Here is a 17049-nt window from a genome sequence, read left to right as displayed (position 1 = left end):
TGCTTTATCGTTATAACTCTTAAGTGCTACAGCACAATCTCCCGGCCGCGCTCTGCGGACTCATAGATGGCGCTTAAAATTTTGATCATATCCACGCCATGCTCCGGTGTAATAATCGGCTTCTCGCGGCCCAGCACGCATGCGATGAAGTGGTGAATGTTCGCCGTATGCTGCGGGACTTCGTCTGACTTGAAGTGCGGCTGTTGATTGATCAGCGTGCCCTCGTTCTCCGTGAAGAGGCTAAGCTTGTCATTCACGAGGCTGAAGCCGCCTTCCGTACCGCGCCATTCGAGGAATTTCTTTTCCTCTTCGATATTGGAAGCCCAGCTGAATTCGATCTGCAGCGAAGCGCCGTTATCGAACCGGATGAAGCCGGCCGCCAAGTCTTCTACGTCGAAGGTGCCTGCCGGAATCTTGCCCGAGGCATCCGGACGATCTGCGAACTTGCGATAAGTGGACCCCGATACCGTCACCGGCTTCGGATTGCCGCTTAGCCACATCGCCATGTCGATCATATGCACGCCGAGATCGATTAACGGGCCGCCTCCCGACAGCTCCTTCGTTGTGAACCAGCCGCCGCGTCCCGGAATGCCCCGGCGGCGAATCCAGCCGCAGCGGCCCATGTAGAGCTCGCCCATTTGGCCTTGCTCGATGATGCGCTTGGCGAACTTCGCCGACTCGGTGAAGCGATTGTTGCGCATGACCATAAGCAGCTTGCCGGAAGCGCGGGCGGCGTCGGCCATCTTCTGCGCTTCAATCGGATTAATCGCATCAGGCTTCTCGCAGAAGACATGCTTGCCTTGCTGCAAGGCCGCAATCGCAATCTCCGAATGCAGCAGGTTTGGCGTGCTGATGTCTACGATATCGATGGAGGGGTCCGCAAGCAGCTCCTTGTAATCCTCATACACCTTTGTCCCCGGATATTCAAGCGCCAGCGCTTCTGCGGAAGCGCGGAACGGGTCGCAGAACGCTACGATTTCGACTTCTTTATGAGTAAGCCAGCCCGGTAAATGTACAGCTTTGAATATGCCGCCGGTGCCAATAGCGCCAACTTTCAATGTCATGATGATCTCTCCTTAAGTGGATGTATCGGTTGTTGTCATGTGCAAACAAAATTAGGTTTGGGATGCATCCCTATCGTATCACGAAAGCGCCTTCCTATGCGCGATCCTCACTTGATCCATCTTGTCCTTTTCTTATCCATTTTTGCCTTTCACTATCCTTAGGCTGGCATAGACGTTGTCTTCTTCGCAGGCCGGTCAGTACTCCATAACAGTCGCTGGATGACAAGGCCGATCAGACCAATCCCTCCGACAGACAGACCTACATACAAGAAAGTGGTGGAGGCGCCCCATAGTCCGATCAGAACCCCGCCGGAGAGTGGAGCGATCACGAAGATCACGCTGCTCAAGGAATCGAATATGCCGCTAACCCTGCCTATGGCATCAGGCGGCGTCTCCTTCTGCAAGATATAGTTCATGCCGGTCGACGTGAATCCCGTTCCGATTCCGCCGACGAAGGAAGCACACAGAAGGAGCCATATCGGCGAGCCCGGCTGGAACAGCCCCGCCGCTGCAAACATGACGCCGATCAGCAAGACTCCTCCGCCTAGCAGCCACCCATAGGCGGAGAGCTGCTGGAATCGGCGCAGCCAGGCTACGCTGGTGAGGCCACCCAGTCCAATCGCGGTCACTAGCCAGCCCACCAGTTGAGGCTGGTCAGGCGCAATGTCTCGCAGCAGGACGGTGATCTGGGCGTCAATCATCTGAATGCCCGCCAGCCCAATGAGGCAGAAGAGGAGACTGACCTGCAGCGTGCGGCTGCGCAGCAGAAGATGCCAGCCATCGCGCCACGCGGCACGCAGCGTAAGGGTGGTCCCGGATGAGGAATCGGCGGCGGCGGTTCGCCCTTCCCTCACAGGAATGCGCAGAAGCAGCAGCGCCGACAGGATGTAGCAGACAGCATTGACGGCCATACACGCCGAAGGGGATAGGGCCGCGGCGACAGATGCGCCAAGCAGCGGGCCAAGCACCTTCGACAGCTGGAAGACGGCGCCATTCAGAGAGGTGGCTTGCAGCAGCTGATCGGGCGCCACCACATTTCTTGTCATCGCTTGCTGAGCGGGATAATGAAAGACGCGGGCAGTAGAACGGATCGTAATGAGCCCAAGCAGCACCCAGGCATTCGGCGCGAAGATGAGCAAGATCGTGAACATGGCGCGAATCAGGTCGGTAGCAATCATGAGATTCCGCTTGTTCCAACGGTCCGCCAGAATGCCGGCCAACTGGCTGAACAGAATGCTCGGCACGGCGAAGGAGAGCGGAACGAGCGCCAGCGTCATGGCATCCGCCTTCCAGATGAAACCGAGCAGAATGGAGACTGCCATAAAGTCGAAGTAGTCCCCGAATGCTGCGAGACCGTATGCGGCGAACATTTTGGCGAATGAGCGATTCTTTTTTAACATATGAAAAAACCCCCTGACGACATCATTGAGATGATCGTAGCAAGGGAATGTCAGAGAATGATCAGAGGCACTCGCGAAGCAGGCGTTCCGTCTTGGCAAGCAGACTGTTGAATTGATATTGCTCGCCTAGCTGGTCCCATTGCCGCTGATAATTTTTGCGATAGGCTTCATCGCAGGAATACCTGCCCAGGAAGGACAGGACCAATCTCAGATTGGCAAGCAGATGGGGGATGAACTGTGTCCGTCTCGTTATCTCGATACCGTCATCCAGCGCTTGTCTTGCCGAGCGGATGTCTCCATCCCGGTAATGGAGCATCGCCTTGGCGACGAGACAAGCTCCCCGTTCCCGCTGAATCGGGTGGAGGGCAAGCAGCTCCTCGCAGGCCCCCAGCTTGACGGCAGCTTCTTGAAGCTGGCCTTCCTCAATATGCAGGTACATTTCTTTCAACATAAATACGGCTGTAAAGCTCGGGGAGTTAAGTTCAGCGATGTCGTCTCGAATGGCATCCAGCTCTTCGCGCGCTTTGTCCAGCATTCCGGCTTCAATGTACAAGATAACCGCGTTTAGTCGCAAGTCGATTCTCCATGCCGGCGATAGCATCTTGCCCTTCGCAATCAACCCTTCAAAGTAAGGGATCGAGACGGTCGGCTCTGATTGAAGGGCTGAGTAGATAAAGACCGCGTAAGCCGCTTTTTGCCAGCTGTTGATGCTGTCCGTCGCCAGCAGCCATTCGAAGTCTCCCCTGACGAAGTGGAGATACACATCGTAGTACGGATCGCCGGGCAGGCTAAGCACCTCCCGATGCGCCGATAAGAGCTGCAGGGCCGCTCCCATGCCCAGGCTATGGTATTTTGAGAACATGCGATTTACATCGGCTGCGAATTGATCATCCTGCAGAAGAGGGCTGTCTCCCCTGGCCGCGGAATGGCGCACTAGCTTGTAGCCTTGGCCGCGAATCGTCTCAATCTGAAGCAGATGCGACCACGCCGCTACCTTTTTGCGAACCCGGTAGATATGATCGTCCACCGTCCGGTCACTTGGTTCTTCAAGCGGCCAGACCGCTTCGAGCAAGGCATCCCTGGAGAAGGAACGTCCCGAATGCTCATAGAGGTAACGGAGCAGGGCGAATTCCTTGGGCAGAAGCGAGATGCGTTCTCCCGCGTAAACGGCTTCATAGCGATCCGGCTCAAAATGAATCATCATGTTCCTCCTTGCCTTTCAATTGCACATAGGCTCTCTTTATAGAGATGATGGCATGGGCAATGGGAGAAAGCAAGAGGGGCTAGTCAAAACGCCAGGCACGATGCAATCCGCTCATCCTTGAAAATAAGCGGTTCAGGAACATATCCGTTTGCCGCATGATTTGGTCCAGGTTAGGATTCTCCAATGTGCCGTTTCCAGGATGACAGCCTATCGCCAAGTCGTTTAGTTTCGTATAGTGAATCAATAGGTCGTCTCCAGGGTTCGTATCTGTATGGATGCATGCGATTAAGTCCAACATCGTGAGATTGGCGTGCAGCTTGAACCTATTCTCGTGCAAACACAGTGCTCTCAGCATGGCTTGGAATGCGGAGTTGCAGAGCTGTAGAGAAGTACGGCTCTGATTGTGATCCTGCATCCGATAGGCCAGCAGCATATGGTAATACGATAGGGTATAATACCCTTCGATTTTACGCTGAACGTGATTTTCCACGATTGCAGCCTCCTTGCCCCTGAAAAAGTACAATCTTCCCAATAATACCTATAGATATCGAAAATATCAATGATATCATTTGTTTGGTGTTTACCTTTCAGAAACTTGTCTACACTTTTGTCATAGAGAGAGGTGAGCCATCATGAAGGACAGAGAAGTACTGAAGCTTGTAGGAACCCGTATTCGGGTGCTGCGGAAGGAGAAAGGGCTCTCGCAAGAGTCGCTTGGAGAGAAGGGCGGATTTCATTTTTCCTATATCGGGCAGATTGAACGGGGCGAGAAGAATGTGTCGCTCTTGAATCTTGCCAAGATCGCAGAGTCGCTTGATGTGAATTTGATCCAGCTATTTGCTTACATAGATGAGGGATTTGAGGCTACGCCACTTGATGAAAGCATTCAGGAAATCGTGGGTATGCTTCGTGAGGCTAATGAAGAGAAGGCAAGGCTCGCCAGAAATGTGTTGAGAGAGATTATAAAAGGCAATTCTTCGGTATAGGGTGTTCTATCCCATTGTATACGTCAATCTTGCCTCTTTACCTATGAGGAAAAACAAAAGTGCACCGCTCAGCATAGTCGTGACCTCCCAGGGAGAAGTCCACTGTACGTTGAAGCGGTGCACCTTGTTATTTATGAGACTGAGTCTTTCGTTATGCCCAAGCTAGCGGAAAAGGCTTGCACTTCCGCTATATCCTTATATCGAAATATGGCAAGCTCGCCTTGTCTCCTGACCTATGCATCTACCCGTTTTTTTGAGATGGCCTATGGTGAAATTGCGACATTAAAAACTGAAAATTTCCGCAATATAAACATTTTACTCCGCAGTCTTAAGGCGAAATCCGCAGAATATGCTCTATACGGGTCTTCAAATAAAAGGAAATTGGGAGGAACGGAAATGGCTGTCGGATTGGTACTTAGCGGCGGAGGAGCGCGCGGAGATTTTCAGGTAGGAGCGGTGCGTTACCTCTACGAACGCAACATTAAACCCACTGTTATCACAGGCACATCGGTGGGAGCGATTAATGCAATCAAGCTTACGGAAGGCGAGGGAGACGGCAATGATGCCTCTCGAGGTCTGCACGGACTGATGGGCATATGGCGTGAATTGAAAACAAGTGCGGATATGTGGAAAGAGGAAGCTTGGCTAGTGAACGTTCAGAACTCGGAAATTATTAAGTTTTTGAACGAGTCGGCTGGCCGCCAGCTCGGCACGGTTGCTTTGGAGGTTGCGAAGCTGGGACTGGGGCCGATCGGCTGGGCATGGGTCGCCTATGATATTGCTCAGGTAGTGGGCGATTTGGATGAGTTGAAACGCGAGCTTGGCAAAGTAGTCAACGCACAGGCTCGTTCCTTATACAATCTGGGACCGATTTTGTCTAAGCTGAATGATCCCGCCAAGCTGGATTTGAACAAGGTGAGACAGAGCGGTATTAAGCTGCGGTTGGGTGTTGTCGCCCTGGAGAGCGGCGCTCTGCGCTATGTGACCGAGACGGGTCAACTGCTGGAACGCGACAGCGTCAGCTATGTGCAGACGGGACCCATGCTGGCGCCAGAATGCCGTCCAATCGCAGATACGATTAAGAACCTGGAACTCAGCAGGGCCAATCTTCAGGAAGAGCTTCATAGAGCTGCTACCGGGGAGAAAGCGCAGCTGGTCGCACAGATACGCGATCTGAACGCCCAAATCTCGCATCAGAGCAACTTGTTGTCCGCGTGCAAAGCGGCACATCCTTCTCAGACCAATTCCTTGAATGTCAGCTTGATTCAAGGCACGCTCGCATCGGCTTCCATTCCGCTGGCTTTCCCGCCTGTTAAGCTTGGCGGTGAGAATTACGTAGACGGCGGCGTACGGGAGATTGCGCCGATTCAGGCGGCTATTCAGGCTGGTGCTACTGACATTTATGCCGTACTGGCATCGGATAGCCGAATGGACCCTGCCCGCAGCGCTATTGGCGGACATCTGCTGCCATCCTTTGACGTAGGTGTCGCGAATGTAGGGGATGTCATTAACCGTTCGACAAGCGATATTATGACCAATGAAATTGTACTTAACGAGGTAGAGCCGCATAACGGCTGGAGCCCGGGCATTAACGTGACCATTATTCAGCCTGATAATGATATTCACGATATTATGACGATTGACCCCGGCCTCATCGATATTCGCATGGCACATGGCTATATGAGAGCAGACGATACGTATCAGGCTAAGCAAAATAATGCGCCGGGCTATAAGCAGTTGGCAGAGCAGTATTCCCGTGACCGGAATACGATTCTGATCTATGAGACGCGACATGAGATCTGGAAGCTGGAGTATGCAGCGAACGGCTTCAAGCTGGAATATGACAGCAACGGCAGGCCTGTCCATCCTGCTAAGAGGATGGAGGCTAGCCTGCAGGCGATGCGCGAGGTTCGCGCGCTCAAAAATATCCTGCGCGACCTGGTGCGCGAGCGTCAGCAAAAAGGGGGTTATGTTCCGTCGGAGGCCGAGAGCTGGTGGACGACATGGGAGCGCCATCCCTGGACGCCGGAACGCGGCTTGTGGCTGTCCACAGGTCCCGTGGCGCAAGGCGATGATATGCTGGCGGGGGAGATGCTTGCTTTCGAACAAGGCATTCATTCGCCGAACGGACAGTATTCGTTCGTCTTTCAAGGAGACGGCAATCTCGTCCTGTACAAGATTACGAAAACGACAGGTTCACTATCGCCTCAATGCCGTCCGATCGCTACGGAAATATCGAATTTGCAAAATAACGTCGCTCTTCTGCAAGCGGAATTATCTACAGCATCGCCGAGGGAGAAGCCAGGTATCTTGGCCGAAATTCGCCAGTTGAACACGCTCATTGGGCAAAAGCAGACAGCGCTGAATACCTGCAACGTAACCTACCCGCCGCAGGTGAATATTCAGCGGACGGCTATCTGGGCAAGCGGCACAGGCGCGCCGGCAGGCGTGTGCATCATGCAGCCGGACGGGAATTTGGTTGTTTACGATGAGCTTAACCGCTCCCGCTGGCATTCCAATACCTTCAATCACCCTGGCAGCCGCCTAGTCGTACAAGACGACGGCAATGTCGTCATCTATCGCCCGGATGGCCGGGCGGTGTGGTCGACGAGAGGATAGAGATGTCAATCGCCGCACGCTTCCAGTAACGGGAGCGTGCGGCGATTTTTTTGGACTAATTAAATTTCACCAGAAACTTCGTCATCCAGGCAATATATTGAGCACCTGGTATAAAGAGCAGCTGCGCAAGCAGCGTACCCAGCAGACGTGAGACAATCATGATGACGGAGATGCCTTTGAGATGCAAGTAGCTGCCCCGGCCGTTCACGACATCGTCGGCGAGCACCGATATTTTGGGATCGATGAAGAGGGCCAGCAGAATGGTAGCGATTCCGTTAATCAGTCCGGAAGCCATCATGGTGGCTCCGGATCGGTCGGGAGCGAGCAGTGATGCGTATAACGCCGATAAAACTCCGATTGTGTACACGGCCGTGACGATCATATTGAAGAAAAACAGCCGGAGCGGCACATCCTTTATCTTGATATCTTTGAGATAGGAGAGCTTCGGAACATGAATGTGCTTAATGCCTCGTCTGATATATTCAAGAGAGAAGCCCTTTTTGACCAGAGATGGAATAGAGCCGCGCTCCTGGGACATATGGATGATTGCCCGGGAGAAGAGGGCGGTGAACGTAGGGAGCAATATAATACCCACAATTGTACCGAGCGTAGAAGCGCCAATCAGCACCCGGTACTGCTGCTCCACGAAAGCAAGTGTATTTTCCTTGGGAGCGGTGTCAATCAGACTGCCTGTGACGGGCAGCTGCATCATATTCGCCATGCGCGAGACGATGACCATCATGTTGAACAGCGACAGCGCCGAGGCGATCAGCTTAACCCTGGCTCCCGACAGCCGCACGGCATAGGCAAGCGTCTCAATGCTATGAATGATGAGGATAAATAAGGCGATAAATAGAACTTTGCCTGTTAGAGCATCCAATGCGCACACTTCTCTCTAGTTATCTGTATATGGGTGCTATTGTACCATATCCTACCTTTTCCTCCTATAAGCTCCCGGCGAAATTCCATACCGCTCCCGGAACAACCGGTGGAAGTACGCATAGCTGCCAAGTCCGGTCTCCGCTGCAATTTGCTCCAGTGACATAGGGCTGTGATCCAGCAGCTTAATCGCATGGCTGAGGCGCAGCTGCTGTGCGTAGCCAATTATCGAGACGCCAAAATGCGCCTTGAACAGATGGACGGCCCGGGATACGCTGAGGCCGGTATGCTGGGCTACTTGGTCCAGCGTCAGCGGCTCCGTCGCATGCTCCTCGATATATTGCCTCATGCGAAGAGCATGAAAGGCGAGCGGCGACTGGCCCTCCGGCGATTCCTCGACTGCCCGGTCGATCAGCATGAGCAGCGACCACACCAGTGCCGAGGTGATGTCAGGATTGCCGCCGTCAAGACGCCTCTTCTCCAATATGATCTGGTACCACACGGCCCTCAGCCGATTGTCCTCGGCAATCTTGGTCAGAGTAGGCCGCTTCTTCTGATCCCACCACTGGCGCATGCCGGGACCGTTGCTCATGACGTAATAATCGCCGGAGAGCTTGGGTGCCCCTTGCAGGTATCCGATGCGCAGATCGTAGATATCTCCCGGTTGGAACAGCAGCAGGTCCCCCGGACGAATCTCCTTCATCTCGCCATGGACAAGCGCCTGGCAGATCCCCTCAACCTGAAGCCTTATAATATAAGTATCTAAACCAGTGCCATAAGTTTGGCGGAACGGCTCCTCATGTCTGGAAAACTCACTCAATTGGACGTTAATGGGATTCATCGACATTCACTCTCCCTCCACTATCATTATAACATTCAATCAGATTGTTGATGTATTCGATTATATTGTTTCTACAAAGAAGGGAGGGGCTCCCATTATAATGAAAGCATCACGGATCAAGGAAGGGGCATACATTCCCTATGATTACTCGTACAGTTACAACGATTCAGACATCGCAAGGTACACAAGACCGGCTGACGGAGGTTGCATCGTTATCGCTGCGGCCCGATGAGGCCGGTGTAGAGAACCAAGTGATTAACGTATATGAAGACGTCGAATACCAGTCGATTATCGGCTTCGGCGGTGCAATCACCGAGGCTTCCGCTGTGACTGCCGCGAAGCTGAGTGAAGAGAATAGCAATCGTATCCTGAATGCTTATTATGACGCGGAAGAGGGTATTGGCTATACGATTTGCCGCACACATATCAATAGCTGCGATTTTGCGCTGGGCAATTACACTTACATAGAAGATGGCGATGTCGAGCTGAAGACCTTCGACATTAGCCATGACCGCGAAGTTATCATTCCATACATCCAAAAGGCCAAGCAACTGGCTGGCGAAGACTTTACGTTCTACGCCTCGCCTTGGAGCCCTCCCGCATGGATGAAGACCAATGGGGAGATGAACCACGGCGGCAAGCTGAAGCCGGAATACTGGGATGTCTGGGCGCGCTATTATATCAAGTTCATGGAAGCCTATGAGGCGGAAGGTCTGCCGCTATGGGGACTGACGGTGCAGAACGAAGCGAAGGCGGTGCAAATTTGGGATTCATGTATCTACACAGCTGAGGAAGAGCGTGATTTTGTCCGCGACCATCTGGGACCAGAGCTGCACAAGTCGGGCCGCCAGGACGTCAAGGTCATGATCTGGGATCATAACAAGGAGCGCGTGTATGATCGCGCGAAGACGGCATTCGAAGATGCAGAAGCGTCCAAGTACATTTGGGGCCTTGGTTTCCACTGGTATTCCGGTGACCACTTCGATGCCTTGTCGGCTGTGAAGCATCGCTTCCCGAACAAAGGGCTGATGTTCACCGAAGGCTGCCATGAGGGCGGCGTACAGCTTGGCTCGTGGAAGAGCGGCGAGCGTTATGCGCATGACATTATCGGCAATCTGAACAACGGCATGGAAGGCTGGACAGACTGGAACATCGTTTTGGACGAGCAGGGTGGCCCGAACCACGTAGGCAACTACTGTGACGCACCAATAATCGCCGACACGAAGTCGGATTCCTTGACGTTCCAATCGTCGTACTACTACATCGGGCATTTCAGCAAATACATTCGTCCGGGCGCTGTTCGTGTCGCTTGCTCCAAATATACAGAAGCATTGCAAACCACGGCATTCAAAAACCCGAACGGCGAGCTTGTGGTTGTGATCTTGAACCGTTCCGACGATCAGCACCCGTATGTGCTTCGCAACAACGAGCAAATCGCGGAAGGGCATATTCCTGCGCATTCTATTCAAACGCTGATTTTCCCAAGTGTATGAAGGGGGACTGAGAAAGCATGACCGCAACTTCTAAAAGCAATTGGCTGACAACGGCCATCCTTGATCAAGCGAAGCAAATTCTGTCCGGTTTGACTCTGGAAGAGAAGGTCGGGCAGATGACGCAATACGATTGGGGCTATAACCCGATCAACCCGGAGACAGGGGTGTCCCAGCGAGACCTGCTGGTCGAGGAAATTCGCCAAGGCCGAGTCGGCTCGATCTTTAATTTGGCCGGTGCCGAGCAAGCGAATGAACTGCAGAAGCTCATTCAAGAGAATACAGCGAGCCGTATTCCGCTCTTGATTGGACGTGACGTCATTCACGGCTATAAGACGGTATTCCCGATTCCGCTGGCGCAGGCATCGGCATGGAATCCGGATCTGGCGAGAAGAACAGCGGAAGCGGCATCCCGCGAATCGATGGCGGATGGCGTAGCTTGGGTATTCGCGCCAATGATCGATATTAGCCGTGATCCCAGATGGGGACGCATCGCCGAGAGTATCGGCGAGGACCCGTTGCTGACAGGCGAATATGCGAAGGCTTGGGTTGAAGGCTCGCAAATCGATGACGGAGCAGGCCAGGCTACCGCAAGCTGTCCGAAGCACTATGCTGCGTACGGACTTGCGGAAGCGGGGCGCGACTACAATACCGTCGACCTGTCCGATCGCGTATTGCGCGAGGTGATTCTGCCGCCGTTCCGCGAAGCGGTGGACGCCGGGGCGCTGAGCATCATGGCTTCTTTCAACGAAGTGAATGGCATTCCGGCTTGTGCCAACGAATATTTGCTGAAGACGATTTTGCGTGATGAGTGGGGCTTTGAGGGCATTGTAGCGAGTGATTATAATGCCCTTCAGGAGCTGATCACGCATGGCGTCGCCGGCAGCGAAGAAGAAGCTTGCGAGCGCAGTATCTTGGCGGGATGCGATATGGACATGCATTCCGGCTTCTATATGCGCTACCTGCCGAAGCTGGTCCGTGAGGGCCGCGTGCCGGAGAGCGTCGTAGATGAGTCGGTGCTGCGCATTCTCACGGTTAAGATCAAGCTGGGCTTGTTCGAGCAGCCATACGTGATGGTTCCAACGGAAGAGGCGGCTACTGCGGCACGCGCTTCGTTCACGGAGCTTGCGCGCGAAGCGGCGAGAGAGTCGATTGTATTGCTTCACAACGAAGGGAAGACGTTGCCGCTGAGCAAGCAAGTTGCGTCGGTTGCTGTGATCGGGCCGCTCGCGGACAACCGCAAGGACCCGCTCGGCTGCTGGGCATTCGACGGCAATCCGGAGGATGTCGTCAGCTTGCTGGAGGGCGTCCGGTCGGCTGTTGGAGCTGACGCCGCGATTCATTATGCGGAAGGCTGCTCCATGGAGTCAGACGGCGAGGAGGGCTTCGAGGCTGCGCTTGATGCGGCTCGTCAAGCGGATGTCGTTGTGCTGGCACTGGGCGAGGCGCTGGAGATGAGCGGCGAGTCCCGATCCCGGACGTCGCTGGACCTGCCAGGTGCGCAGCGCAAGCTCGTCGAGGCTGTGGCTGAGCTGGGCAAGCCGGTTACGGCGGTGCTGCTGAGCGGCAGACCGCTCGCACTGCCTTGGCTGCAGGAGAAGGCTGATGCCATCGTGCAGGCTTGGCATCTCGGCGTACAAAGCGGTCATGCGATTGCCGATGTGTTATTCGGCGATTACAACCCGGGCGGGCGCCTGCCAGTCACCTTCCCGCATAATGTCGGCCAGGTTCCAATCTATTACTACCGCAAGAAGACGGGCCGTCCGCCGGGCGGCGTCTACTCTTCTTACTACATCGATTCGACGACAGAGCCGCTGTATCCGTTCGGTTATGGCCTGAGCTATACACCGTTCAAGTACAGCGACATTACAGCCGACCGGACCACAATTGCGACTGATGGCGAGCTGACTCTTTCAGTAACGGTATCGAACGTCGGCGACCGTATGGGCGAGGAAGTCGTGCAGGTCTATGTGCGGGACGAGGTAGCGAGCGTCACCCAGCCGCTGAAGAAATTGATTGGCTTCAGTAAAGTGAGCATAGGGCCAAACGAATCGGCTACACTCAACTTCAAGGTTGGCAGGGAGCAGCTTGCCATTATCGATCAGCATATGAAGCTGACCGTCGAGCCGGGCGACTTCACGCTGTGGGTTGGACCGAACTCCAGCGAGGGACAATCGATTACTTTAAAGGTAGTATAACGCAAGGAGGGCTTCTGCTTATTTCAACAGAAGCCCTTTTTTGATTTTTATGCGCAAAGACGGCGATGCACATGGCGATCTGATGATCGCGCTGGTTTATATGCTTAAGGCGGGCGCGATTAGTGGCAGGAGGCAACGTTATTTCACCAGTTGAGGCGGTTACGAGTATTTAGCGTTTCCCAGCACCACTAATTCTGAGTTTCCATCCTTTTGACGTAATTAGTGTTGTGTAGCAGCGTTAATTCACCTTTGGAGCATTCTAGCGCCTTTCGCCATACCTGATTCAGGTTAAAGTGTAGCTGGTAAGCCAGTTATTTCAGTTCGCTACAGGCCCCCAAAGCGCCCGCGTCCAAGCGAGACTCATGCCGAGACGCTCCATGTTGTGCTGGCTGGAGCTGCCGAAGCTGGCTTGGCCTGCCACGAGGTCGCAGCCGGCTTGATGAGCCTCATGAAGCCGCCACTTTAGAAGGGCGGTCTGCAGTCCTTTCCGCCTGTATTCAGGCAACGTAGCAGCCAGCGCAAGCGAGGCTGTACCCTCATGGATATGCATGACGCCTACTGCAGCCGGGATGTCGTTCCAGTTCGCCAGGAAGAGCTTCCAGCCGGAGCGGTTCAGCAAGCCGATATTGTTGTTGACGAAGTGATGCTTATCGTCCAGGCTCATACCAGCGCCGACGCAATGAACACGGGCATAAAGATCAAAGTCCGCTTCATTCTCAATAGGCTGGATCGTAATAGAAGCGGACAGCTCCGGTTGCTCTGCACATGGAAGCCCGTACAGCACGGATTGAAAGCCCATCTGGAGTAACCCTTTCCCAGCCAAGTGCTGAAGCGTCTCTGCGTTGTTGCCGGCAGGATCAATATCCATCTGAAAGCGACGCTCCCTCGCTCGATAGAAGGCTAGAATTTCGTCGAGATGGCCGATATCCTCATGCGAGAATCCTCTTACCGAATTGAACAGTCCCCAAGGCATCGTTCTAATATAGAAGGCTGTTGTGTTGCCGAGCTTCAACATTTCTACCCCTTCGGGATTGCCGATCCTCTCGCCAATCGAGCTAATACGCGATGTCATAAATGCTGCCTCGGATTGTTGAATACGTGCTGTTAACGTTTCATTTAGAACAGGAGGTCTCATTGTACAGTCACACATCCTTTTCAGATTTTACGGTGAACGCCGTGAGTAAGGGGCTATTGACTGCCCTTGCTCTTCTGTTGATCGGGTATGATGAATGATACGCTCGTTCCCTCGTCAGGCGTGCTCTGAATCAACAAGCCTTGACCATACAGCTGGAGGAGTCTGCGGTTCGTGTTGGAGACGCCGATTCCGCTCTTGCCGCTCATTGTCCGGTTCAGCAATTGGTGAATTTTGTCCGGACTAATGCCAATCCCGTTATCCTGCACCTCTATCCGCGTTCCTTGGTGTTGCCGCGCGACCTGGATCAGCACGGTGCCGCCTTTTCGGCGTTTCAGCAATCCATGCTTGACGGCGTTCTCGATCAGCGGCTGAATGGTCAGCGGAGGAAGCAACGGATTGAGGCCGGGCTCCACTTCCCATTCCACGGTCAAGCGCTCTCCGAACCGCTCCTGCTCAACGAAGAGATACGCCTTGGCGAGATCCAGCTCATGGGATAGCTCAACCAATTCCTCTGTATTCAGAAAATCAAAGCTGATGCGAAGATACGAAGAGAAGGCTTCAACGAGTGAACGCATCTTTTCGGTATTCGTCATGCTTAGCGCCATAATCGAATTGAGCGTGTTGAATAAGAAATGCGGATGAATCTGTGCCTGCAGATAAGCGGCCTCCATACGCAGCCGTTTGTGTATCGATTGCTTGAGTGTGATCAGCGCTTTAATCCGGTATTTTAACTCCAAAGCGTCTACCGGCTTGGTCACATAATCATTGGCACCTGAAGCAAAGCCGGTATAGATATCGGTAGACTGGCTGCGTGCGGTCAGCAGCAATACCGGAAGTTCGGATAAGGAATAGTGCTCCCTGATCTTCTGAGTCAGTTCATAACCGGACATCTGCGGCATCATCACATCGGCAATGACAAGATCCCAAGTCCGAGTCGGCAGCAGCTCCAATGCTTCGCGTGCGGAATGGACAGTGGTCAGCTGATAGGGCTCTGCCGACAGGATGCCGGCCAACACGCTCAGGTTGACCGGATCATCGTCCACGGCAAGAATATGAACCTTGCTGTCATTCAGCAGCGAAGGAATGGATTCCTGCGTGAATGATGCTGGATCGTACAGCGAGCCGATCCCGGCAGCCATCTCCGCCTCGCTGTCAATGGCTGCGGATAGGGCCGGATTAAGTGCAGATGCCAGATGCTCCGCGCCTGCAAGCGGAAGCTCGAAGCTGAATGTCGAGCCATGGCCGGGTGTTGACCGGACGGCGAGCTCGCCGCCGTGAAGCTCGATCAGTTGCTTGCATATGCTGAGGCCAAGTCCCATGCCTCTGCCGTCGCTAACCCCGTAGGCTCCTTGCTCGTAAGGAAGGAATATGCGTGCCTGGGTCTCTTCATCTATGCCAACACCAGTATCGGCTACATGAATCATCACAAAGCCGTCACGGACTTCAGCGGATATGTCGATCTGGCCTTCTTCCGTGTACTTCAACGCGTTGTGCAGCAGATTATAGAGAATTTGCACCAGCCGCTTCTCATCGGCCATGACAAGCGGCGTGGAGTCCGGAATGTTCATTTGCAGTTGAACGGGCTTGCCCTCCATAAGAAACGCCAGCATGGCCATAATGCCTGGAACCAACGCCTGAATATGCATCGGTTCTTGCTTCAGTATGATGCGATGCTCCTTGAGCCGTGCGACATCGAGCAGATCGCCCAGCATATGGGACATGCGCCGGCTAATCTGGATCAACAGCTCCATATCTTTGATGCTGCTGGCGTCCATCCGTTCCTTTTCTTTCATAACAACGGTTTCGGCGATATTCATAATGCCGTGCAGAGGCGTCCGAAGCTCATGCGACGTATTGGCCAGGAATTGGTCCTTCAGTTTATCTTCCTTCTTCAATTGTTCATAAAGCCCGGAGTTTTCTCTGGACTGGCGGTAATACTTCTTGAACCAATAAGTAGAGAAACCAATCATGGCCGCCATAATATCGAACGGATAATAAGCGGTTGTCACATCTTTCGATGTAGAGGCGAAGCTCCATAGCAGATTGGAAATAATGCTTACGGCTGACAGCACCAGAAATACGATATCAATGTCATTTTTCTTATGAAAGATCATGCCGCCAGCAACTCCGGCAAACCATATAAACGGCACGAAGAAAAAGAAGTAAATGATCTTATAAGTGATCAAGATGTCGATCAAATACGCCGGAGTCGCAAACACTACGGCTGTAAAGGCAACAAGGGATACCGTGAAGGCACGAATCCATATATTTCCTGGCTTTGCTGCCGAAAATCGTCTGAACAAGAGCAGGATAAGAAAAATCTGCCACATGAGAGAGACCAGCCTGATCTTTATCGCCCAAGTGTAGTTGATGGGCAGCCACAGCATAAGCAAGTGGTCGTGACCGGCAGCGATAGAGACGCCAACGGCAATCAGCAGCAAGCCGGTAAGCAGCAGGGTGCGCTCTTTCCGATTAAAGTAGTAAAGAATAAATGCGTACAGGCTGTGCAAAACAAGCAATACAACCGTAACCAACTGGAATCCAATCGAATACCATCGGACTGTGTCTATCGCAGCGAGCGAGCCGAACCGAAGGGATCGAATAATACCGCCCTTGCTTGGCTTGTCGTAGTTGGCGACGCGAATAAGCACATCAAGCTCCGTTGTGCCCTCCACCGAATAGGTAGCTGTATAGGACACGCTCTTCGGGGTATAGTCGTCAGCCTTGGCGGCAGGCTGGCCTACGATGGCCAATGTATTTCCATTAATCTCAACTTCCGATGAGGCTTGAATCCCCTTCAGCCAGATCGATACGGGCTGCACGAGCGGGTCGGTCAGAATGCGCAGGCGATACGTGCCATAGCCGTAGGCATATCCCTTCTCATGGTTCAATAGATTTCCCCAGCTGCCAGGTACTTGAATGGACTGCGGTGTCGGGGCATCGGTGTGCACATCCTGGCTCGACAACAATTGCTCCGGATAGAAGAGCCATTCCCCGTCCATATAGAAAGAGTGAGAGGCTTCCAAATCTATACCGCGCATGTCCAGCACGCCATTCACAATCGAATGAGACTTCGAGGTAGGGAAGATATCCGACCATGCCCACCGAAGCCCAGTGAGGCAGCCTAGAAATAGAATAGCTATTATTAAATAAGCAATCGTTTTATGTTTGAGTAGTCGCGTCGTCATAATCATAAAATTCGACATAAGCGGCTAACAATCCTTTAGGCTATG

The 17049-nt window shown here is 53.3% G+C and carries 12 protein-coding genes; 4 read left to right on the top strand and 8 right to left on the bottom strand.

Annotated features, from left to right (window positions below; translation table 11 throughout):
• Positions 1-26: 26 nt before the first annotated feature.
• The 4 genes from AC0YNW_RS22090 to AC0YNW_RS22075 form a co-directional block, all read right to left on the bottom strand.
• Entirely contained in the window at positions 27-1064 is a 1038-nt protein-coding gene (locus tag AC0YNW_RS22090) for a Gfo/Idh/MocA family protein (protein ID WP_475833784.1), read from the bottom strand.
• A 158-nt stretch (positions 1065-1222) separates the two neighbouring features.
• Complete coding sequence (locus tag AC0YNW_RS22085) at positions 1223-2464, bottom strand: MFS transporter (protein ID WP_475833783.1); 1242 nt, start codon at positions 2462-2464, stop codon at positions 1223-1225.
• Positions 2465-2525: 61 nt separating this feature from the next.
• Entirely contained in the window at positions 2526-3668 is a 1143-nt protein-coding gene (locus AC0YNW_RS22080; RefSeq protein ID WP_475833782.1) for a winged helix-turn-helix domain-containing protein, read from the bottom strand.
• Positions 3669-3747: 79 nt separating this feature from the next.
• Positions 3748-4158 (bottom strand): hypothetical protein, encoded by a 411-nt coding sequence (locus AC0YNW_RS22075; RefSeq protein WP_475833781.1) that lies wholly within the window; start codon positions 4156-4158, stop codon positions 3748-3750.
• A 142-nt stretch (positions 4159-4300) separates the two neighbouring features.
• On the opposite strand from AC0YNW_RS22075, the gene AC0YNW_RS22070 reads away from it, so the two are divergent.
• Both AC0YNW_RS22070 and AC0YNW_RS22065 read left to right on the top strand, forming a co-directional pair.
• On the top strand, positions 4301-4654 hold the full coding sequence (locus AC0YNW_RS22070; protein ID WP_475833780.1) for a helix-turn-helix domain-containing protein: 354 nt from the start codon (positions 4301-4303) through the stop codon (positions 4652-4654).
• Positions 4655-5050: 396 nt separating this feature from the next.
• A complete protein-coding gene (locus AC0YNW_RS22065; RefSeq protein ID WP_475833779.1) occupies positions 5051-7273 on the top strand; it encodes a patatin-like phospholipase family protein in 2223 nt (740 codons plus the stop codon).
• A 55-nt stretch (positions 7274-7328) separates the two neighbouring features.
• Here the strand turns inward: AC0YNW_RS22065 and AC0YNW_RS22060 are convergent, their stop codons facing one another.
• Positions 7329-8153 carry a lipid II flippase Amj family protein gene (locus AC0YNW_RS22060; RefSeq protein ID WP_475833778.1) on the bottom strand — a complete coding sequence of 275 codons (825 nt, stop codon included), beginning with the start codon at positions 8151-8153 and terminating at the stop codon, positions 7329-7331.
• 51 nt (positions 8154-8204) lie between these two features.
• Positions 8205-8999 (bottom strand): helix-turn-helix domain-containing protein, encoded by a 795-nt coding sequence (locus AC0YNW_RS22055; RefSeq protein WP_475833777.1) that lies wholly within the window; start codon positions 8997-8999, stop codon positions 8205-8207.
• Between the two features lie 134 nt (positions 9000-9133).
• Between AC0YNW_RS22055 and AC0YNW_RS22050 the strand changes: the two genes are divergently transcribed.
• Together AC0YNW_RS22050 and bglX are read left to right on the top strand one after the other, a co-directional pair.
• A complete protein-coding gene (locus AC0YNW_RS22050) occupies positions 9134-10486 on the top strand; it encodes a glycoside hydrolase family 30 protein (protein WP_475833776.1) in 1353 nt (450 codons plus the stop codon).
• Positions 10487-10503: 17 nt separating this feature from the next.
• Positions 10504-12681 (top strand): beta-glucosidase BglX, encoded by a 2178-nt coding sequence (bglX, locus tag AC0YNW_RS22045; protein ID WP_475833775.1) that lies wholly within the window; start codon positions 10504-10506, stop codon positions 12679-12681.
• A gap of 316 nt (positions 12682-12997) precedes the next feature.
• On the opposite strand, the gene AC0YNW_RS22040 is transcribed toward bglX, so the two are convergent.
• A complete protein-coding gene (locus tag AC0YNW_RS22040) occupies positions 12998-13753 on the bottom strand; it encodes a GNAT family N-acetyltransferase (protein ID WP_475833774.1) in 756 nt (251 codons plus the stop codon).
• A gap of 116 nt (positions 13754-13869) precedes the next feature.
• A complete protein-coding gene (locus tag AC0YNW_RS22035) occupies positions 13870-17022 on the bottom strand; it encodes an ATP-binding response regulator (protein WP_475833773.1) in 3153 nt (1050 codons plus the stop codon).
• Positions 17023-17049: the final 27 nt, after the last annotated feature.

It is taken from the genome of Paenibacillus sp. J31R120, from assembly GCF_056269225.1.
The sequence above is the reverse complement of the archived record's forward strand: the minus strand, read 5'-3'. Positions and strand labels throughout refer to the sequence as shown.

Excerpts from the sequence above, each read along its gene's own strand:
- AC0YNW_RS22090 (WP_475833784.1), bottom strand. The coding sequence starts at position 1,064 with ATGACATTGAAAGTTGGCGCTATTGGCACCGGCGGCATATTCAAAGCT.
- AC0YNW_RS22085 (WP_475833783.1), bottom strand. The coding sequence starts at position 2,464 with ATGTTAAAAAAGAATCGCTCATTCGCCAAAATGTTCGCCGCATACGGT.
- AC0YNW_RS22080 (WP_475833782.1), bottom strand. The coding sequence starts at position 3,668 with ATGATGATTCATTTTGAGCCGGATCGCTATGAAGCCGTTTACGCGGGA.
- AC0YNW_RS22070 (WP_475833780.1), top strand. The coding sequence starts at position 4,301 with ATGAAGGACAGAGAAGTACTGAAGCTTGTAGGAACCCGTATTCGGGTG.
- AC0YNW_RS22065 (WP_475833779.1), top strand. The coding sequence starts at position 5,051 with ATGGCTGTCGGATTGGTACTTAGCGGCGGAGGAGCGCGCGGAGATTTT.
- AC0YNW_RS22055 (WP_475833777.1), bottom strand. The coding sequence starts at position 8,999 with ATGTCGATGAATCCCATTAACGTCCAATTGAGTGAGTTTTCCAGACAT.
- AC0YNW_RS22050 (WP_475833776.1), top strand. The coding sequence starts at position 9,134 with ATGATTACTCGTACAGTTACAACGATTCAGACATCGCAAGGTACACAA.
- bglX (WP_475833775.1), top strand. The coding sequence starts at position 10,504 with ATGACCGCAACTTCTAAAAGCAATTGGCTGACAACGGCCATCCTTGAT.
- AC0YNW_RS22040 (WP_475833774.1), bottom strand. The coding sequence starts at position 13,753 with ATGACATCGCGTATTAGCTCGATTGGCGAGAGGATCGGCAATCCCGAA.
- AC0YNW_RS22035 (WP_475833773.1), bottom strand. The coding sequence starts at position 17,022 with ATGTCGAATTTTATGATTATGACGACGCGACTACTCAAACATAAAACG.